The organism is Streptomyces sp. NPDC002886 (assembly GCF_042888445.1).
Taxonomy (GTDB): domain Bacteria; phylum Actinomycetota; class Actinomycetes; order Streptomycetales; family Streptomycetaceae; genus Streptomyces.
Window position 1 is genome coordinate 894,031 of sequence record NZ_JBIAPV010000004.1, and the last position, 17,146, is coordinate 911,176.

The following is a 17,146-nucleotide window of genomic DNA, read 5'->3' on the forward strand; positions in this document are numbered from 1 at the left end:
CGGCGGCACGGCGGCACGGCGACTCAACGGGGCTGCCGGGCAGTCGTGCCCGGGCGCCGAAGGCCGCTCGGCTGACGCGAGCATATGACCGCCGGGGGCCGCAGGAACCGGTTGGGCGTGATCTTGAGGTTCCCCTAAGGAACAGCTCACCTTCCGCTTCACCGGAGCCCGGCGGATAGGCGTGCAGAAGGGGGCGAAACCCGGAAAGGGAATCAGAAGGACGTCTCGCGCACGCTGGCCTTCGCCGACGGGGTGATGGTCGCCGTGATCACCGAGCGATGGTCCGCGCCGGTGAACGTGACGGTCAGGGTGTCGTCCGCGGTCTGTGACGTGGCGGCCTTGTATCCCCGGCCGGGTACCGCGGAGATCAGGCACACGCCGCGGCTGCCGTAGCGCACGGTGACCTTGCCGCCCTCCGAGGGGACGGTGTGCAGGCCGAACCCGCCTCCGTTGCAGTCGACGGGTGGTTTGGCCGCCGTCGTCCGGGGCGTTGCCGTCGGGGGCTTCACGGACGTGGATGGCGAGGCCGGGGGTGACTGCCGCTCGGTCGCGACGGGCGAACCACTGGCGGTGGCGCCCGGGGACTGCGGGCTCGGTGACTGGTCCGGCGCCGCCGTCCAGGCCGGCGGGGTCTCGATGACCACGGGGGCGGACCGCGCGACCGGGGGCGTGTGCCTGGTCGAACCGACGACGAACTGGACCGTGCCGAGTACGGCGGTCACGCTGGCGGCCGTACAGGACAGCCATATGAGCAGGTAGCGCGGAATTCGGGGCACGGCCCCATAGTGGCGGACCCGCCCGGCCGCCCGTCACCGCCTCCCCCGCAAGGGAGCCGGCCCGCCGGAGAGCCCCCGGACGGCACCGGACGCGCCGGGGGAACGCAGACGTCCTCCTGGCCCGCGTACAGGTCGGAGGACGTCGTGTGCCGGGCCCCGTGGATGCGGGGCGGGTGAGGGTTCCTACCTGGCCGTTCCGAAGTCCTGCGTCCACCAGGGACCGCCGTCGCCCTTGTGGAAACCTATGCCGATCTCCTTGAACCCACAGTTGAGGATGTTGGCCTTGTGACCGGGGCTGTTCATCCATGCCTTCATGACCGCGGCGGCGTCCGCCTGGCCCCGGGCTATGTTCTCGCCCAGGCGGGACCAGCCGTATCCGGCGGCTTCCACGCGGGTGGTCATGGTGGAACCGTCGGGGCCGGTGTGGGACATGACGCCGCTGCGGGCCATGGTGTCGCTGTAGGCCCGCGCCGCGGCGCTCAGCTTGGAGTTCACGGTCAGCGCACGGCACCCGGCCGCGGCCCGCTCCTTGTTGACCAGGGACAGGACCGCGGACTCCGTACCGGACGCACCGGAGGAGCCACCCGAACCGCCCGAACCGCCGGAGCCGCTGGAACCACCGGAGCCGCCACCCGTGGTCGCGGTGGGCTTACGGGTCGGGGTCTTGGGCTTGGCGGCCTCGGTCGACGCCGCGGGGGTCGGGCGGGTCGCCGCCGCCGGCTTCGTGGGGACGGCGGATCCGGTGGCACCCGCGGTGGGCGTCGCGGACGGCGTCGTGCCCGTCACGGACGCGGCGACGCCGGAGACCGTGGGGGCGGCCGGAGAGGGGCTTGCCGTCGCGCCCTCACCAGCGGACCCCACCGTCCCGGAGCTCGGGCCGGCGGCACGGGCACGTACGCCGCCGTCGGAGTCGGCCACCGCGACCCCGACCGCCACTGCCGCGGCCGCGGCCGCCGTGGTGAGGGACAGCAGGACGCGCGTGCGCACCGTCTTCTTCCGTCGCGTCTCGACGCGGGACGGCACTGCGGGGGTTCGGCTGCGGCTCATGCCGGTGACACCTCTGCGGGAAAGGAGGGACGGGCCCCCGAGCCTAGGTTGATGACCAGCGAAAACAGCGGCCCGGGGGCGTTCTTCAAGGTCCCTTAAGGAAGCCCGCAGACTCGCCACAGGAACGCCGCAGCACCGGAGGCCGCCGTGATCCGGAAGGCGCCGGGCCTCCACCCCGTAGACCCGCAGGCCGCCCTGCTGGGCGGTGGCGATCACCGGGCTGCCGGCGCTGCGGGCGCTTGCGGGCGCCGGTCGGGCGGGAAAACCTGGCGAAGCCCGGGCCAAAGGTGCCGTATGGTGGAGACATCGACGCGGGGTGGAGCAGCTCGGTAGCTCGCTGGGCTCATAACCCAGAGGTCGCAGGTTCAAATCCTGTCCCCGCTACTGCTCACAAGGGCCCGGATCCTCACCAAGGATCCGGGCCCTTGTGCCGTATCCGGCGCGGACGATCCCAGGTGCGACGCGCTGACGCCCTTCGTGCGCCCTGCCTTCCGAACCCGTCATCCCCCCCGGCACGAGAAGTGCCCCCGCTGCGACGGGTTCCCCGCATTCATCACACCCTGACCGCGGGCATCCCCGGCGCATGACGGCGCCCAACCGATTGACCACACCAGTAGTTAGGTGCCATATTACTTCCATGCCCCAGGACGCCGATCATCACCAAGCCCAGCCGACGCTGGATCAGGCCGCCCGCCAGATCCGGAGTTACGGGCTGACCGCGGACCCGCAGGCCGTTCTGGTCGCCGTCCGGCTGATGGCGACCGGCGCCCGGCTCGGCCAGGCGACCGAAGTGCACTTCGGCAGGTTCGGCCTCTCCACGGGCCGCTACCGGCTCCTGGCCGACCTCGAGGACTGCGGGGGCGAGAAGTCGCCTTCACAGCTGGCGGCCGGGCTCGGCGTATCGCGGGCCACGGTCACGGGGCTGGTGGACGGACTGGAACGGGAAGGGCTGGTGGCCCGCCGTTCCTCCCGGGAGGACGGTCGGGCAACGGTCGTGGTGCTGACGGCGCGCGGCGCCCAGCGCCTGCGGGACATGGCGCCGGAGCACTTCCGGCGACTGGAGTCGATGGTCGGCGGACTCACCGAGGCCGAGCTCGGCACGTTCCTGGAGCTGCTGGACCGGATCACGCGGGGCATCGGCGCCCTGGTCGAGGAATAGGGACCCTACGGGTAGCACGCTCCCCCGCCTGCCGGCGGGGGCCTTTTTCAGCCCATGCAGTTAGCCAGCTAATTATCTGACTCTCTTAGCTCCGTGAGGACTGCATGACCAAGATGGACCAACAGACAGTCGATCGCAGGCCGTTCACACTCTGGCGCGAGGTCGCGACGGCCTACGTCGCACCCGCGGTGTCGGCGGGGGCGGGCGCGCTCATCGGCGGGAACAGCCGGCTCCTGTGGGCCGCCGGCACCTCGATCGCCGGAACCTCGGCCGTGGTGGCCGCTCTCATCGGCACGTGGCTGCAGCTCTTCGGCAGCCGGCGCCCGGCCGGACGGGCGCGCCGCGCCGCACTGTCCCTGACGGGGGCCGCCCTCACGGCCGCTCTCGCCTTCGCCCTCGCCTACGCCGTCCAGCACGCCCGGCCCGAAGGCCTCGGGCTGCTCCACGGGGCGGCGCTCGACCGCCTCTCGCTCGACCTGCCCCTCTCCGCGGCACTGGCCGCCACGATCGTGGGCTGGCGCTGGCGCGCCCGGTTCACCACTCGCCCCTCGAAGGGAAACCGATGATCATCGTCATGGGAGCAACCGGAGCGACCGGCGGCGCGCTCGTCCGCAGTCTGGCCGACGGCTCGGCGCCCTGCCGGGCCCTCAGCCGCGACCCGCGGCGACTGCAGGCCCTCCTCGGCTCCGGTGCCGGGCCGTCCACCGAGGTCCAGTACGCCGACGCGGCCGACCCCGTTTCGCTGCGGACCGCGTTCAGCGGCGGCCGCCAGCTCTTCCTCGCCATGGAGAACGGCCCGCGGCAGGTCGAGTTCGAGCTCGCGGCCATCGAGGCCGCCCTGGACGTCGGCATCGAGCACATCGTCAAGATCTCTTCCCCCGCCGCCGAGCCGGACTCCCCGGTCGCGATAGCCCGCGGCCACCACGCCGTCGAGTCCCGGCTGCGCACGGCCGGCATCACCGCCACCGTCCTGCGCCCCTACGCGTTCATGCAGAACCTCCTGCTGCTCGGGCCGGGCGTGGTCCACGGCGGCCTGCTGGTAGGGGCGATGGGCCGGGCCGCGTGCAACTACGTCGACTGCCGGGACATCGGCGAGGTGGCCAAGGCCGTCCTCACCCGACCCGAACTGGCGGGCCACACGTACGCGTTGACCGGAGCCGAGACCTGCTCCTTCGACCGTCTCGCCGCGCTGCTGACCCGACTGCGGGGGCGGCCCGTGCGCTACCTCGACCTGCCGCCGGAGCAGTTCCGCGCGCAACTGAGCACGCAACGAGGACTGCCGGACTGGCTGGCCGCCCACATCGTCGAGATCCAGCAGCTCGCGCTCACCCGACCGGAGCAGCCCACCGACACCGTCGCCCGGCTGCTGGGGCGCGCCCCGCGCGGGCTGGAGGCGTTCCTGACGGAACACGCCGACACGTTCCGCTGAGAGCGGCCCCGCCGTCCCCCTGACAGGACCGTCCTTGTCCCGTCGTGCGTCGCGGGTCCGGAACTCACCCGCCGTTTCGCTCTTGAGCAGCCATGACCTCATCGCCGTGCTCGAAGGCCCAGACACCGAAAGCGCCGATCGGGCCGATCAACGTCCTTCCCAGAGGGGTGAGTTCGTACTCGACACGGGGCGGGGCCTCGGCAAAGGCGTGTCGTTCCACCAGACCGCTGAACTCCAGCCGCCGCAGCGTCTCGGTGAGGACCTTGGGGCTGATGCCGCCGATGCGCTCGCGGAGTTCGCCGGGACGCATGGGGCCGTCCCGCAGGACCCAGAGCAGTACGGCGTTCCAGGTGTTGGAGAGCAGGTCGAAGGCGAGGCGGGCGCGGCAGTCGGCGAGGCGGGCGTCGGTCGTCACGTACCACATGGTGCCTGACGGGTTTCCTACTGTCGTCCCGGAAGCGGTCGGAGGAAGCGCGGAGAGGGGTGGATCCATGAGGATCGGTGTGCTGGGGACGGGGAACATGGCAGACGCACTGGCGACGCACTGGGTGCGGGCCGGGCACGAGGTGTTCATCGGAGGCCGGGACGAGCCGAAGGCCCGACGGCTCGCGGGACGCGTCGGGGGCGGTGCGGGGCACGGGAGTCCGCACGCGGCGGGACGCTTCGGTGAGGTGGTGCTGGCCGCGCTGCCGTACGGCGCGGGGGAGGTCGTCGTCGCGGAACTCCAGGCGGCGCTGGGCGGGAAGGTCCTGCTCGACTGCGCCAACCCGGTCGGACCCGGCTTCCGGCTGCTGACGGAGGGCGGCCCTTCGGCGGCTGGCCGCCTTGCCGCGGCCGCACCGGGTGCGCACGTCGTCAAGGCCTTCAACCTCTGTCACGAGGATGTGTGGCGGATGACCCCGCCGGTCTTCGACGGTCGGCCCCTCGCGGTTCCGGTCTGCGGGGACGACGAGGCGGCGCTCACCCGGGTCTACGAGCTGGTGCGGGACGCGGGCTGCGAGCCGGTGCCCGGAGGCGGGCTGGAACGCGCCGGCCTGCTGGAGGCGACCGCCGCGCTGTTCATCGGCCTGTGGGTGGCGGAGCGGGTCGACGTGCGGGCGATCGCGCCGCCGTTGGCCTTTGCGGCGGGCCCGAGTACGGAGAGCGGGGCGGCGGGTCAGGTGCGGCCGGGGCGCTGGATGTCCTCCGGGTAGGCCGTGTGCAGTACGGCCTCCTCGTAGGCGATGGTGCCGGCCGCCACGAGGGCGTTGATGCTGGTTTCGAGGGTCTGCATGCCGTCGCGGTGGCCGGTCGCGATCATGTTGCGGAGCTGGCGGGTCTTGCCCTCGCGGATCAGGTTGCGGATCGCCGACGTACCCACCAGCACTTCGAAGGCGGGCGCCCGGCCCCCGCCGACCCTGGGGATGAGCGTCTGGTTGAGGATGCCCACCATGGTGTGCGCCAATTGCAGCCGGATCTGCGGCTGTTGTTCGGCCGGGAACACGTCGACGATGCGGTCCAGCGTCTGCGACGTGTCGTTGGTGTGCAGGGTGGCGAACACCAAGTGCCCGGTCTCGGCAATGGTCAGGGCCGCGGAGATGCTCTCCGGGTCACGCATCTCGCCGAGGAGCAGGACGTCGGGATCCTCGCGCAGGGCCGCGCGCAGGGCGGCGGGGAACGAGTCGGTGTCGGTGCCGACCTCGCGCTGGTTGACCGCCGCGCGCTTGTGCGGGTGCAGGTACTCGATCGGGTCCTCGATGGTGAGGATGTGGACCGGGCGGTGCGTGTTGACGTGGTCGAGGAGGGCCGCCAGGCTCGTCGACTTCCCCGACCCGGTCGGTCCCGTGACCAGTACGAACCCGCGCGGCTTGGCCGCCCACCCGATGACGACCGGGGGGAGCCCGAGCTGCTCGGACGACGGCACGTCGAACGGGATGATCCGCAGGGCCAGCGCCGACGCGCCGCGCTGCACGAAGGCGTTCCCGCGCAACCGGGCCCGCTCCCCCCAGCTGAACGCGAAATCGACCTGCTTCTCCCGGCGGAACCGATCCGTGAGTTCCTTGCCCAGCACCCCGGTCACCAGGCGGTCGACCTCCGGCTCGGACAGCGCGGGCCCTTCGACCGGCCGCAGGGCGCCGTCGACGCGGAGGAACGGCGCCGATCCGGCGGTGAGCAGCAGGTCGCTGCCGCGCCGCGCCCACAGCTCGCCGAGCAGGTGGTCGATGATCGCGGAATTCGGCCCGGACATGGTGGTCTCCAAGGTGGTGTGCTCGTTCATGGCAGGACCGTCCACTGCTTGACGGTGCCGGCGTGGCCGTCGAAGGACACGGCGGCCCGGACGAGCGGGCCGGACAGCAGGTCGATCCGGGTGCCGTCGAGGTGCTCGGTCGCGCCGCCGCCCCCGGCGGTGACGGTGTAGGTCACGGTCAGCCCGGCCAGTTGGGAGGCCCGGGTCAGGCCGCATGGTGTCAGGTCGACCCGGTCGGTCACCGGACCGCCCGAGCCGAGATGGACCGGCAGGGGTAGTGCGTTGACGCCGGCGCAGGTGCTGCCGGTGAACTCCACCGACATCTTCACCGACTCCACGTCGCCGTCCTCGTGGTGCGCCACCTGCAGGACGGCATGGTCGAGCGGTCCGGTCGTGGCCGGTACCGGTGCCTCTGCCGGTGCCGGTGCCGGTGCCGGCTGGGCGTAGCCGCCGAGCGTGAGGGATGCCTGACCACCGCCGGGGAGGGTGGCATCCGTGACGTCGACGGGTGCGCCGGGGGCCGGGGTGGTGAACCTGGTGAGCGCGGTGACCGACGCCGGTTTCGCGCTCACGGCCGGGTAGGTGGTGAACAGGACGGGCTCCGGTGGGACGCCGATCACGGGGCGGAGGTACCTGGCGGTCGGGCTGATGCCGAGATCGATGGTCCGGGCGATGATGCCGCGGGTGACGACCTGCGAGCTGACCTGACTCATCGACAGGTCCACGGCAGCGGTCGGCGCGTAGACGGTGCCGTTGATCACCAGGCGGCTGTGCCGTGTGGCCGTGTCGGCGTCGTCGGTGGACTTCAGCACCGCGCAACGGCTGTCCTCGGTGGGGCAGTCGGACAGGGCCCGGATGGACGGGGCCCGGAACACGATGTCGAGCTCGACTCCGTCGAGCCGGGCGGCGGCGTCGGTGCTGCCCGGGCTCAGGTTCGCCGCGTAGTCGACGGCGAGGCTGGACAACTGGTCGCCCCTCGTGACCCCGCAGGCGCCGAGGTCGACCACGTCGACGCCGAGTGCCGCTTCATGGGTGGTCAGCGTGTGGTTCGCGTCGCAGGCGGTACCGGTGCCGGAGACGGTCAGCGCGATCGTGGGTGGCTTCGTGGGTGCGGGCGGCACGGGTGGCGCGGGCGGCGCGGGCGGTTCCGTCGGCGCGGGCGGTGCCGGGGTGGTGTCGTTGGCCTGGTGCGATACGCGCAGCACGACCTTGTCGATCACCGCCCCCGCCGACAGGGGCAGCATCGCGAACGCGCCGAGCTGGATCGACGCCGACGGGGTGGCCGTGGCAAGCGTCGCGGTCGCGGTGGCGGTGTCGATCGCCTGCGCGCGCGTCGGGTCGAGGAACGCCACGGCGGTGGGCGTCGCGGTACTGGTCGCCTGGGTGGGCCGCACCGGGAACGGGGATCGGTGGGCCAGCTCCAGGGTGACGCCGTCGAGCTGGTCGGTGGCGCGGGTGCTGCCGGCGCCGAGGGTGGCGGCGTAGGTCACGACCAGCCCGGTCAGCTGGGCGGGGTCGGTCAGTCCGCAGGCGGCGACCAGGTCCAGGGTGTCGGTGGCCAGGTCGTCCTGGTGCGGGGCGAGCTTCTGCGGGGTGGTGCAGGAGCGGGGTATGCCGGGCCCCGTCAGGGTGACCGCGACCGTCGGCGACGACCCTCCGGTCACCCCGGGGTCATCGCGATGCGCCACGTGCAGCAGGGCCCGGTCCAGGACCGAGCCGGGCGCCGCCGCGGGGGTGTCGTAGCCGCCGAGGGCGATCGTGGCGCTCGGCGTGGTGACCGCGTCGAGTGTGGCGCGGGCCGTGTCGGCGCCGTCTATCGCCTTGGCGTCGGCCGCTCGGCTGAAGGTTGTCGACTCCGCGCTCGTCGCCGGCCGGGGCCGCGGCGGGTCGTAGACGATCTCGAGCCACATGCCATCCAGAGCGTTGGCGCCCGCGGTGCCGTCCGCGTTCAGTGCGGCGGCGTAGGTCGCGGTCAGGCCGGTCAGCTGCGCGGGGTCGGTGATCCCGCATGCCTTGAGGTCGACGCGGTCGTCGCCCAGGCCGGCGCGCGCGGTGAGCGGCAGGTTGGTACACCTGCCACCGCCGCCCGCGGGCGTGACGTTGATCCTGGGCGCCGCCGCGTCGCCGGTCTCCCGGTGGGCCACCCGCAGCACGGCGGAGTCGATCGTCGAACCCGGCGGCAAGGAAGAGCGGCTGAACCCGGCCAGGGTGATCGACGCGGACGGGGCGTCCTTGGTCAGATCGGCGTCGGCCAGCAACGATGTCGGCTGCTCGCCGATCTCCAGGGCGTTGTCGGGATGGGCGGCCGTAGCGGTGAACCCGGTCGATGCGGTCACGGCGGTCGGCTTGAACGTGATCGCCGTGCGGTACGCGACCTCCAGCCGGATGCCGTCCAGGCGTTCCGTGGCGTTGGCGCCGTCGGTGTCCAGGGTGGCGGCGTAGGTCACTGTCAGGCCGGTGAGCCGAGCCGGGTCGGTGAGCCCGCACGCGCCCAGCAGGTCGATCGGGGCATCCTCGGCGAGCGCCGCGTGCCGGGGCAGGTCGTCGGTGCGGCAGGCTTCTCCGCCCACGGCGGTGGTGACCTTCACCGCGCCGGGGGCGGTCAGGCCGCCCTCGTCCGCGTGCCTGATGCGCAGCGTCGCGCGGGTGATGACCGAGCCGGGCGGCACCCGCGGGGCGAAACCGGCGAGCTGCATCGAGGCCGACCGACGCGTCGCCGGGTCGAGGACGGCGTCGGCCGTGCAGCTCGCAGTGCCCGTCGGCTGCGCGCACCCGGGCAGGGTCGGCCGTTCGCCGCTGGTCAGGGCATGGCCCGGGTTGGCGAAGCCGGTGTTCGCGACCACCGCTGTCGGCTTCAGCGTGTGGGACGGCTTCGGCGGCTGGACCCCGTACACCGCCACCTGCTGCGCGCCCGGGGTCACCGGGGCGCACAGTTCGACGTGTCCACGGTCGACCTGAAACCGGCTGCCGCCGCCCATCATGACCTCGACGCCTTCGGGCCGTGTGGCGGCGCAACCGCCGGGGTTGGGGACCGTCGGGCGGGACGGAGCCGCGGGATCCCAGCCCGCCTGCGTGCCACCGACGACGCTGACCGTGGGGTCGTCTACCGTCCAGACCGCGGCGGAGCCGGTGAAGGTGAAGTCGAAGTAGTAGATGCCCGGCTGAAGCCACACGACGTGGTTCGGGCAATCGCCACCCGTGAGGCGGGTGAGGGCGCGGGCGTCGTCGTAGTAGCCGGGCCGCAGCCGCACCAGCCAGGATCCGGGGCCGGGCGCGGGGCACGCGGGCGCCGTCTGCCGGACCGGGACGTTCGTGGCGGGCGGGGCGTAGTCGGGGTCGCCTCCCACAGCTTCGTCGGCGGGAGCCGGCGGGGTGTCGTTGGCGCAGGCGCGCACGTACGGTGCCTGGGTCCGGGGCAGTTGGGGCTGTGACACGGCACCGGAGCAGTCGCCGAGGGCGGACACATCGCCCGACACGACCATCGAGGCGCCGGCGCCGGTGGTGATGTTCGCGTGGGAGAACACGCTGCCCTGCACGCGCAGGCCGCGCGTGGTCACGTTGATGCCGTCCTTCGCCGCCTTCCCCAAGCTGCTCAGCGCGTCACGCGGTTGGGTCGCGCGCGTGGCCGCGGGAGACGCGTTGAGGGAGTCGCAGTGGACGATCATCTGCCGGCCGTTGATCGGCGGGGCGGTGTAGTCCGCGCACGGATTGCCCTGCGAGAAGTTCTTGATCGCGAGCTGCGTGGCACCGTCCGCGCTGTAGCCCTGCTTGCCCTGGTCGGCGTACACCTTCGCGGCTTTCAGTCCCGTGGCGGCGAAGGACAGGACCGACACGGCGACCAGGCTGAAGACGACGATGAAGGCCAGCGCGAGGATCAGGGTGGCCCCCTGTTCGTCGCCGCGCGGGCGGCGCGGACCCCGCGGGCGTCGCGGGTTCAGGTGGCGCGGAATCGGGCGGCGCGGATGCGGGCGGCCGGTCATGACGCGCTCGATCGCCGGACGGCGGTGAGGGCACGCGGGGGCGCGGCGGGGTCGCTCTGCACGGTCAGTGTTACCTCCATGGGCGAGGCGCACGAGGTCTCGGCACCGCAGCTCAGAGTCACCGGATGGGTCGATGTGGTGCTGTCGAACCGGCCCAGCAAGGTGGTGACGACGTCTCCGTCGGCGCACGTCACCCGGTTGAGGTCGCCGGTCGCCCGGTCGTAGGTGTAGACGACGTCGGTGCCGGGCCGGCTCAGGTGGACGATCAGGTCGTCTACCCCGCACGCGGGCTCGGTCGTGACCTTGTCCGCGCTGTGCACGTCGCCGTAGAAGTAGCGGTTGAGCGTGCCGGCAGCGCTGGTGGCGGCCACCCGCTTCCCGGTGCCCGCGGTGAACCGCAGCCCGAGGATGATCGCCTGGGGCAGCAGGGCCCCGATGATGCCCATGATGACGATCGTGACCAGCAGTTCGGTCAGGGTGAACCCCGACTCCGAGCGGTTGATCGGCTGTTGGGTCGTCATGACAGCATCGACTCCCGCTTGACCACCTCGAGGGTCGCGTCCCTTACGGGGCGCGGGCCGGTCGAGTGCACGGTGAGCGTCACCTTCTGGACTCCGGTATCGGCCGCCGGGCAGTCCTGGCCGAACGCACCCACCCCGTCCCAGTACTGGACCTCGACGGTCACGGTGTACCCGGCCGGCGGGGTCGGAGTCTCGTAGCCACGGGCGCAGGACACGTACGGGTCGCTGACGACCTTCTCGGCGGCGCTGCGGATGACCGAGTCGGCGCCGGTCACCTTCTCCTGCGTGACCGAGCTGATCATCGCCGTGCCCATGCCCCCGAGGATGGCCACGAAGGCAACGCCCATGAGCACCACGGCGACGAGGACCTCGATCAGCGTCTCGCCCTCTTCGCCGCGGCGGTGGCGCGGGCGGCGTTCCGGGCTGTGTATCGGGCTGTGTGCCGGGCTGTGTGCCGGGCCGGTCACTGGACGCTGACCTGGTTGAAGACGCCGTAGATCGCCGAAAGGAGGGCGACGGCCACGAACCCCACGACGACCCCGACCATGATCACCATGGCCGGCTCGAACAGACTGGTCAGCCGCTTGAGTTTGTGCTGCAATTCCTTCTCGTAGAAGTCGGACACGTTCTCGAGCTGGTCGTCGAGGGTTCCGGTCTCTTCCCCCACGCGCATCATCTGGGTGACCGCTCCGGGGAACAGCTTGGTGCGGGCGATCGGCCGGGACATGCCGCCGCCTTCGAGCATCTCCGTCCGGGCCGTCCCGATGGACCGTTCGTACACCCGGTTGTTGGCCCCCGAGCCGGCCAGGTTGAGCGCCTCCGGGATGGGCACACCGGCCTTGATCATCGAGGTCAGGATGCGGCAGAACCGTTCGATGACCATGTAGCGGACCACGTCGCCGACCACCGGCATGGCGAGCAGGAAGCGGTCGCGCAGCACCCGTCCCCGCTCGGTCCGCAACCCGGCGATCAGTGCCGCGACGAGTACGACGAGCGCGCCGGCGATGACCGGGTACCAGGCCGTGACGAAGTCGGTGAAGCCCAGCAGAATCCGGGTCGGCAAGGGCAGTTCCGCGTTGAAGGACTCGAAGAACACCTTGAAGCGGGGCAGCACGAAGAGGACGAGGACGAGGACGACGGCGAGGGCCAGGCCCATCACCAGGCCCGGATAGGTCAGGGCGGAGCGGATGCTGCGCCGGGCCTCGACATCGCGCTCGATGTAGCGGCCCAACTGGGCCATCACCACATCGAGTTCACCGGTCGCCTCCGCCGAGCGGAGGACGGAGATGTAGAAGGGTGGGAGCGCCTTGGAGTGGGCGGCCATCGACGCGGCGAAACTTTCGCCGAACCGCAGCGAGTCCATGACGTCGGCGATCACCTTGCCCAGCTTCTTGTCCTTGGTCTCGGCGCGGATGATCTCCAGGGCGTCCAGTATGGGCACGCCGGCCTTGATGAAGGCGGCCATCTGGCGGGAGAAGTTGCTCAGCTCGACCAAGTCGGCTTTTTGCGGGGTGACTTCAAGCTGCAGCAGGTTCCGGCCCTCGGCCTTGACCGACTGCACGTCGTAGCCCTGCCGGGTCAGGCTCTCGGTCACGCCGTCGACACTGGAGCCCTTGAGCACTCCGGTGGCCCGCTTCCCGTCCGGGCCGACCGCGACGTACTTGAAGGTGGCCATGCCGGTGTTCTCCTGGGTTCCAGTGTCAGCGGTTCGTGTGTTCGGAGGTTCGTATGGTCAGAGATTCGTGTGGTCAGAGGTCCGCGTCGTCAGCCTTCGGGCGGGGCATTCGCCGCGGGCCCGGCAAGATCCGAAAGAGACGGCCTAGACGACGTACACGCTGGACATGATCTCGGCGATGGTCGTGACGCCTTCCTCCACCAGACGGACGCCTCCGTCCAGGAGACTGTCCATGTGCTCCTCGCGGGCGGTCCTGCGCAGGCTGTCGATCGACGCGTTCTCGACGAGCAGCCGCTTGACCGCGTCGCTCATCACGAGCAGCTCGAAGACGCCGATCCGGTCCTGGTAGCCGGTCCGGGAGCAGAAGTTGCAGCCCCTCCCCTGCCAGAAATCGGCGTCGGTCGACCCACCGGCCTTGGCGAAGAAGGCCAGTTCGTCCACGCCCGGCCGGTAGGGCTCGCGACACTGGTCGCAGATCCGCCGCACCAGTCGCTGGCTGACCACCCCGGAGACCGTGGAGGTGATCAGGAACGGCTCGATGCCCATGTCGGCGAACCGGTGCAGCGCGGAGCAGGCGTCGCCGGCGTGGATGGATGACAGGACGAAGTGGCCGGTGAGAGCGGATTCGACCGCGATCCGCGCCGTCTCGGCGTCCCGGATCTCGCCGATCAGGATCACGTCGGGGTCCTGCCGCAGGATCGAGCGCAGCCCGGTCGCGAAGGAGATGCCCGCCTGGTCGTTGATCTGGATCTGGTTGACCGACGGGAACACGTACTCCACGGGGTCTTCGATGGTGGTGATGTTGCGCTCGCTCTGGTTGAGCTCACCGAGCGTGGCGTACAGGGTGGTCGTCTTGCCACTGCCGGTCGGTCCGGCGCAGGCGACCATGCCGTACGGGGAGCGGAGCAGGGAAGAGAACCGTTCGTACGTGGCCGCGGGCATGCCGAGCTCGGCCAGCCGGAACAGGGTGCGGTTCCGGTCGAGCAGTCGCAGCACCGCCTTCTCGCCCCAGATGGTGGGGGTGGTCGCGACCCGGATGTCGACCGACCTGCCGTCGATCTCCGTGGCGATCTGCCCGTCCTGAGGGCGCCGCCGGTCGACGATGTTCATGTTGGCCATGATCTTGATCCGGCTGACCACGGACGGGCCCATGTTCTCCGGCAGGCTCAGCACGTCGTGCAGCGCGCCGTCGATGCGGTACCGGACCCGGACCCGGTCGGCGTGCGGTTCGATGTGGATGTCCGAGGCACGGTCGCGCAGGCCCTGGGTCAGCATGAGGTTGACCAGGTGCACGACCGGCGCGTCCTCGCTCACCACCCTGGCTCCGGAGTCGAGGTTGCGGCCGGTCTCGGTCGCCTCGAAGGCCTCGACCAGGCTGCCGGCGCCGGCCAGCGCCCGGTAGGCGCTGTCGATCGAGCGCCGGATGTCCGAGGGAGCCGCGATCGCCAGCTGCACCCGGTCCGGCGCCACGGCCCGGCCGACCTGGTCGAGCACGCGCGGGTCACCGGGGTCGCCCGCCGCGATCAGCAGCGCGCCCTCGGACCGCTGCACGGCGACGACCCCCAGCGAACGGGCCAGCGCCTCCGGCACCCGGGCGGCAGCCTCGGGATCCGGCTCGCTCTGGCGCAGGTCGGCGACCGGGACGCCGAGTTGAACCGACAGCGCCTCGATCAGTGACCGCTCGTCGACCATGCCGAGTTCTACCAGCAGGGCGCCGAGCCGTTTGCCCGACGCGGACTGCTGCAGGAGCGCCTCGTCCACCTGCGCCGGTGTGAGCTGCCCGCGCTGCAGCAGCAGTTCCCCGATGCGCGGCCGCTCCTGCCCCTCGGACGAGGCCTGCGCCGCGGCGGACTTCGCGTCCGGGGCGGGTTCGTCAGCCGGGGCCGGAGACGGCGCCGAGCTCAGGGCCCCATCGGGCGGGGTGTGCTCCTCGCCCGCGGGACTTGTCGTCGCCGTCCGGCGCCGGAGGAAACGGCCATTCGCCAAGGAACCCACCCCTTTCGTCCATCCAGAACAGCGGCGGTCGATCATCTGCGGCAAGCACATCGCCTCAGTCGTCAGCCACTGATTAGTCAGCGGAACACTACAGCACAACAGTGCACCGCTTCGGGGCCCCGTCGGTGGATTCGCCCCTTGTAAGTCCATCACCCACTAAGTAGTCTACGGCTGATTAATCAAGCAGTTACTAACGCTCGGTTTTTCTTGAACCGGTCGCCGTAGATGGAGAAAGATGTTCACAAACCTGCAAGGCGCGTTGCGTCAGCGAATGCGCGCACGGAACGAGACCCCGGAAGCCGGCTTCACGCTCGTCGAGCTTCTCGTGGTCATCGTGATCCTCGGCATCCTGGCCGCCATCGTCGTCTTCTCCGTCAGCGGCATCAACGACAAGGGCCAGGACGCGGCCTGCAAGACCGACAAGACCACGATCCAGACCGCGGAAGAGGCGTACTTCCTCAACAAGAACGCCTACGGCACCGTGGAGGAGCTCAAGACGGCCGGGCTCCTGTCCACCCTTTCCGAGTGGCACGAGGTCAAGGACCCCGGCGCCGCGTTCGTCGTGACGCCGAAGGACACGCTCGCCAACGGCAAGCCGAACCCCTGCAAGACCCCCTGACGCAAGAGGATTCCTCACCTCCCGACGCCGCTTGGCGGCCGTCGGGCGGTCGCGTTGGCCAGGTGGCAGCGCAAGCGCCGCCTGGCCACTCCCGCTCGACGGGCGGGTGGTGACGGGCGGCATCCGGTACGGCACCATTGCGCCCATGTCATCCACATTTGCCGTGTTTATGGGCCTGTTGGGGCTCGCGGTCGGATCGTTCCTCAACGTCGCCGTCTCCCGGGTGCCGGCCGGCCGCTCGGTCCTGCGGCCCCGCTCCGCCTGTCCGGGATGCGCCACGCCGATCGCGGCCCGGGACAACATCCCCGTCGTGTCCTGGCTCCTGCTGGGCCGGCGCTGCCGCGCCTGCCGGATTCCGATTCCCGCGCGCTACCCGATCGTCGAAGCGCTCACCGGGCTCCTGTTCGCCGCCGAGGCACTGCGCTTCGGCTGGTCGGAAACCCTTCCCGCCGCACTGGTCTTCACCGCAGGACTACTGGCCCTGGCCGCCTGCGACGCCGAGCTCTTCCTCCTCCCCCTGCGGCTGGTCTATCCGACGCTCGGGCTCACCGCGGCCTGCCTGCTCACCGCCGCCGGTGCCACCGGCCAGTGGCACCGGCTCGGCGTGACCGCAGCGTGCGCAGTGGGCGCCTTCGCCCTCTTCTTCGCCCTGCACTGGGTGCGGCCGGCCTGGCTCGGCTTCGGCGACGTGCGCCTGGCCGGGTTGCTCGGGACGGGGCTGGGCTGGCTCGGTCCCTGGCATCTCGTCTTCGCGGTGGTAGCCGGCAGCTTCGCGGGGTTGCTGGTGGGCCTCGCGCTCATGGCGGCGGGACGGATGACCCGCCAGACCCGCCTCCCCTTCGGCGTGATCCTCGCCGGCGGCGCCATCGCCGCCCTCCTCGTCGGTGCTCCCGTCGTCCGCTGGTACGACAGCCTGAGTGACCCGTACGCGAACACGATCGGTACGTCGCTCACAACGGGCGGCCATCGACCGTAAGAACCGGGGCCGGAAGTCATCCATGGGCTACCGGCGGACCCGAGGCGGCGCTTCTGGGTTTACCTACAGGGCCGCGGGCCGCACGGGCGTCGGAACCTGGTTCATCGCACAACCACCTGGACGGACCGATTGGTAACCTGGTCACCATGGAGAAACCCGACCGCCCTGATCTGCCGCTGGCCGAGTGGATCGTGCTCGCCCTCGTGGCCGAACGACCGAGCCACGGCTTCGCCATCGCGGCCCTGACCGTAGAGGGCACGGACATGGGTGAGTTCTGGCACATCTCCCGGCCCATGGTCTACAGGTCGATCACGCGGCTGGTCGAGCGCGGACTGATCACACCGGTCGGCACCGAGGAAAGCGATCGCGGACCGCAGCGCACGATCTACGCCGCCACCCGCTCGGCGAAGACGATCGTCAACCGGTGGCTCGGCGAACCCGTGGGTCACCTGCGCGACATCCGCGCCGACCTCACGAGCAAACTTCTCCTGCTCCAGCGCCGCGGCATCAGCCCGGCCCGCCTCGTCGAGCGCCAACGGGTGGTCCTCGACGAGATCGAGGAGGCGCTGCGCGTCAAGGAGCACACCGGCGATCACGTCACCCGTGCCATCTACGCCTGGCGGCTGGACCTCGTCCACGCCGCGCGCCAGCTCCTCGACGCCGTGAACGTCGACTCGACGCGGCCGGCCGCCAAGGCGAGCTGACCTCACGCTCGCGGTACCCGAATGACGCGCGCGTACCG

General features: G+C 71.2%; 16 protein-coding genes and 1 tRNA gene. 8 read left to right on the forward strand and 9 right to left on the reverse strand.

Translation table 11 applies throughout. The features are described from left to right. Positions 1-212: 212 nt before the first annotated feature. Both ACFYYB_RS22380 and ACFYYB_RS22385 read right to left on the reverse strand, forming a co-directional pair. Positions 213-776 carry a hypothetical protein gene (locus tag ACFYYB_RS22380; RefSeq protein ID WP_389436989.1) on the reverse strand — a complete coding sequence of 188 codons (564 nt, stop codon included), beginning with the start codon at positions 774-776 and terminating at the stop codon, positions 213-215. A gap of 183 nt (positions 777-959) precedes the next feature. After that, positions 960-1,823, reverse strand: a complete 864-nt coding sequence (locus ACFYYB_RS22385) for a CAP domain-containing protein (protein ID WP_389436990.1) — start codon at positions 1,821-1,823, stop codon at positions 960-962. Positions 1,824-2,133: 310 nt separating this feature from the next. Between ACFYYB_RS22385 and ACFYYB_RS22390 the strand changes: the two genes are divergently transcribed. From ACFYYB_RS22390 to ACFYYB_RS22405, 4 genes are all read left to right on the forward strand, one after another. Beyond that, positions 2,134-2,207: transfer RNA gene (locus ACFYYB_RS22390), tRNA-Met, on the forward strand. A 253-nt stretch (positions 2,208-2,460) separates the two neighbouring features. Beyond that, on the forward strand, positions 2,461-2,982 hold the full coding sequence (locus tag ACFYYB_RS22395; RefSeq protein ID WP_389436992.1) for a MarR family winged helix-turn-helix transcriptional regulator: 522 nt from the start codon (positions 2,461-2,463) through the stop codon (positions 2,980-2,982). A 113-nt stretch (positions 2,983-3,095) separates the two neighbouring features. Next, positions 3,096-3,548, forward strand: a complete 453-nt coding sequence (locus ACFYYB_RS22400; RefSeq protein ID WP_389436993.1) for a hypothetical protein — start codon at positions 3,096-3,098, stop codon at positions 3,546-3,548. Between the two features lie 8 nt (positions 3,549-3,556). Beyond that, positions 3,557-4,411, forward strand: a complete 855-nt coding sequence (locus ACFYYB_RS22405; protein WP_389436994.1) for an NmrA family NAD(P)-binding protein — start codon at positions 3,557-3,559, stop codon at positions 4,409-4,411. A gap of 64 nt (positions 4,412-4,475) precedes the next feature. Here the strand turns inward: ACFYYB_RS22405 and ACFYYB_RS22410 are convergent, their stop codons facing one another. After that, positions 4,476-4,826 (reverse strand): winged helix-turn-helix transcriptional regulator, encoded by a 351-nt coding sequence (locus tag ACFYYB_RS22410; protein WP_389436995.1) that lies wholly within the window; start codon positions 4,824-4,826, stop codon positions 4,476-4,478. A gap of 76 nt (positions 4,827-4,902) precedes the next feature. Between ACFYYB_RS22410 and ACFYYB_RS22415 the strand changes: the two genes are divergently transcribed. Further along, a complete protein-coding gene (locus tag ACFYYB_RS22415) occupies positions 4,903-5,604 on the forward strand; it encodes an NADPH-dependent F420 reductase (protein WP_389436996.1) in 702 nt (233 codons plus the stop codon). On the opposite strand, the gene ACFYYB_RS22420 is transcribed toward ACFYYB_RS22415, so the two are convergent. From ACFYYB_RS22420 to ACFYYB_RS22445, 6 genes are all read right to left on the reverse strand, one after another. Next, entirely contained in the window at positions 5,568-6,668 is a 1,101-nt protein-coding gene (locus ACFYYB_RS22420; protein ID WP_389436997.1) for a type IV pilus twitching motility protein PilT, read from the reverse strand. The two genes, ACFYYB_RS22415 and ACFYYB_RS22420, sit on opposite strands and share 37 nt — an antisense overlap. Then, positions 6,665-10,618 carry a hypothetical protein gene (locus ACFYYB_RS22425; protein ID WP_389436998.1) on the reverse strand — a complete coding sequence of 1,318 codons (3,954 nt, stop codon included), beginning with the start codon at positions 10,616-10,618 and terminating at the stop codon, positions 6,665-6,667. Before ACFYYB_RS22425 ends, ACFYYB_RS22420 begins: the two co-directional genes overlap by 4 nt. Continuing rightward, entirely contained in the window at positions 10,615-11,139 is a 525-nt protein-coding gene (locus ACFYYB_RS22430) for a type II secretion system protein (protein WP_389437000.1), read from the reverse strand. Before ACFYYB_RS22430 ends, ACFYYB_RS22425 begins: the two co-directional genes overlap by 4 nt. After that, positions 11,136-11,606 (reverse strand): prepilin-type N-terminal cleavage/methylation domain-containing protein, encoded by a 471-nt coding sequence (locus ACFYYB_RS22435; protein WP_389437001.1) that lies wholly within the window; start codon positions 11,604-11,606, stop codon positions 11,136-11,138. The genes ACFYYB_RS22430 and ACFYYB_RS22435 overlap by 4 nt, the downstream gene beginning before the upstream one ends. Beyond that, complete coding sequence (locus ACFYYB_RS22440) at positions 11,603-12,814, reverse strand: type II secretion system F family protein (protein ID WP_389437002.1); 1,212 nt, start codon at positions 12,812-12,814, stop codon at positions 11,603-11,605. Before ACFYYB_RS22440 ends, ACFYYB_RS22435 begins: the two co-directional genes overlap by 4 nt. A gap of 144 nt (positions 12,815-12,958) precedes the next feature. After that, on the reverse strand, positions 12,959-14,800 hold the full coding sequence (locus ACFYYB_RS22445) for a GspE/PulE family protein (RefSeq protein ID WP_389437004.1): 1,842 nt from the start codon (positions 14,798-14,800) through the stop codon (positions 12,959-12,961). A 280-nt stretch (positions 14,801-15,080) separates the two neighbouring features. Between ACFYYB_RS22445 and ACFYYB_RS22450 the strand changes: the two genes are divergently transcribed. From ACFYYB_RS22450 to ACFYYB_RS22460, 3 genes are all read left to right on the forward strand, one after another. Continuing rightward, complete coding sequence (locus tag ACFYYB_RS22450; RefSeq protein ID WP_389437005.1) at positions 15,081-15,428, forward strand: type IV pilin protein; 348 nt, start codon at positions 15,081-15,083, stop codon at positions 15,426-15,428. A 145-nt stretch (positions 15,429-15,573) separates the two neighbouring features. Next, a complete protein-coding gene (locus ACFYYB_RS22455) occupies positions 15,574-16,404 on the forward strand; it encodes a prepilin peptidase (RefSeq protein WP_389437006.1) in 831 nt (276 codons plus the stop codon). A 146-nt stretch (positions 16,405-16,550) separates the two neighbouring features. After that, on the forward strand, positions 16,551-17,108 hold the full coding sequence (locus ACFYYB_RS22460; protein WP_389437008.1) for a PadR family transcriptional regulator: 558 nt from the start codon (positions 16,551-16,553) through the stop codon (positions 17,106-17,108). The last annotated feature ends 38 nt before the right edge of the window (positions 17,109-17,146 follow it).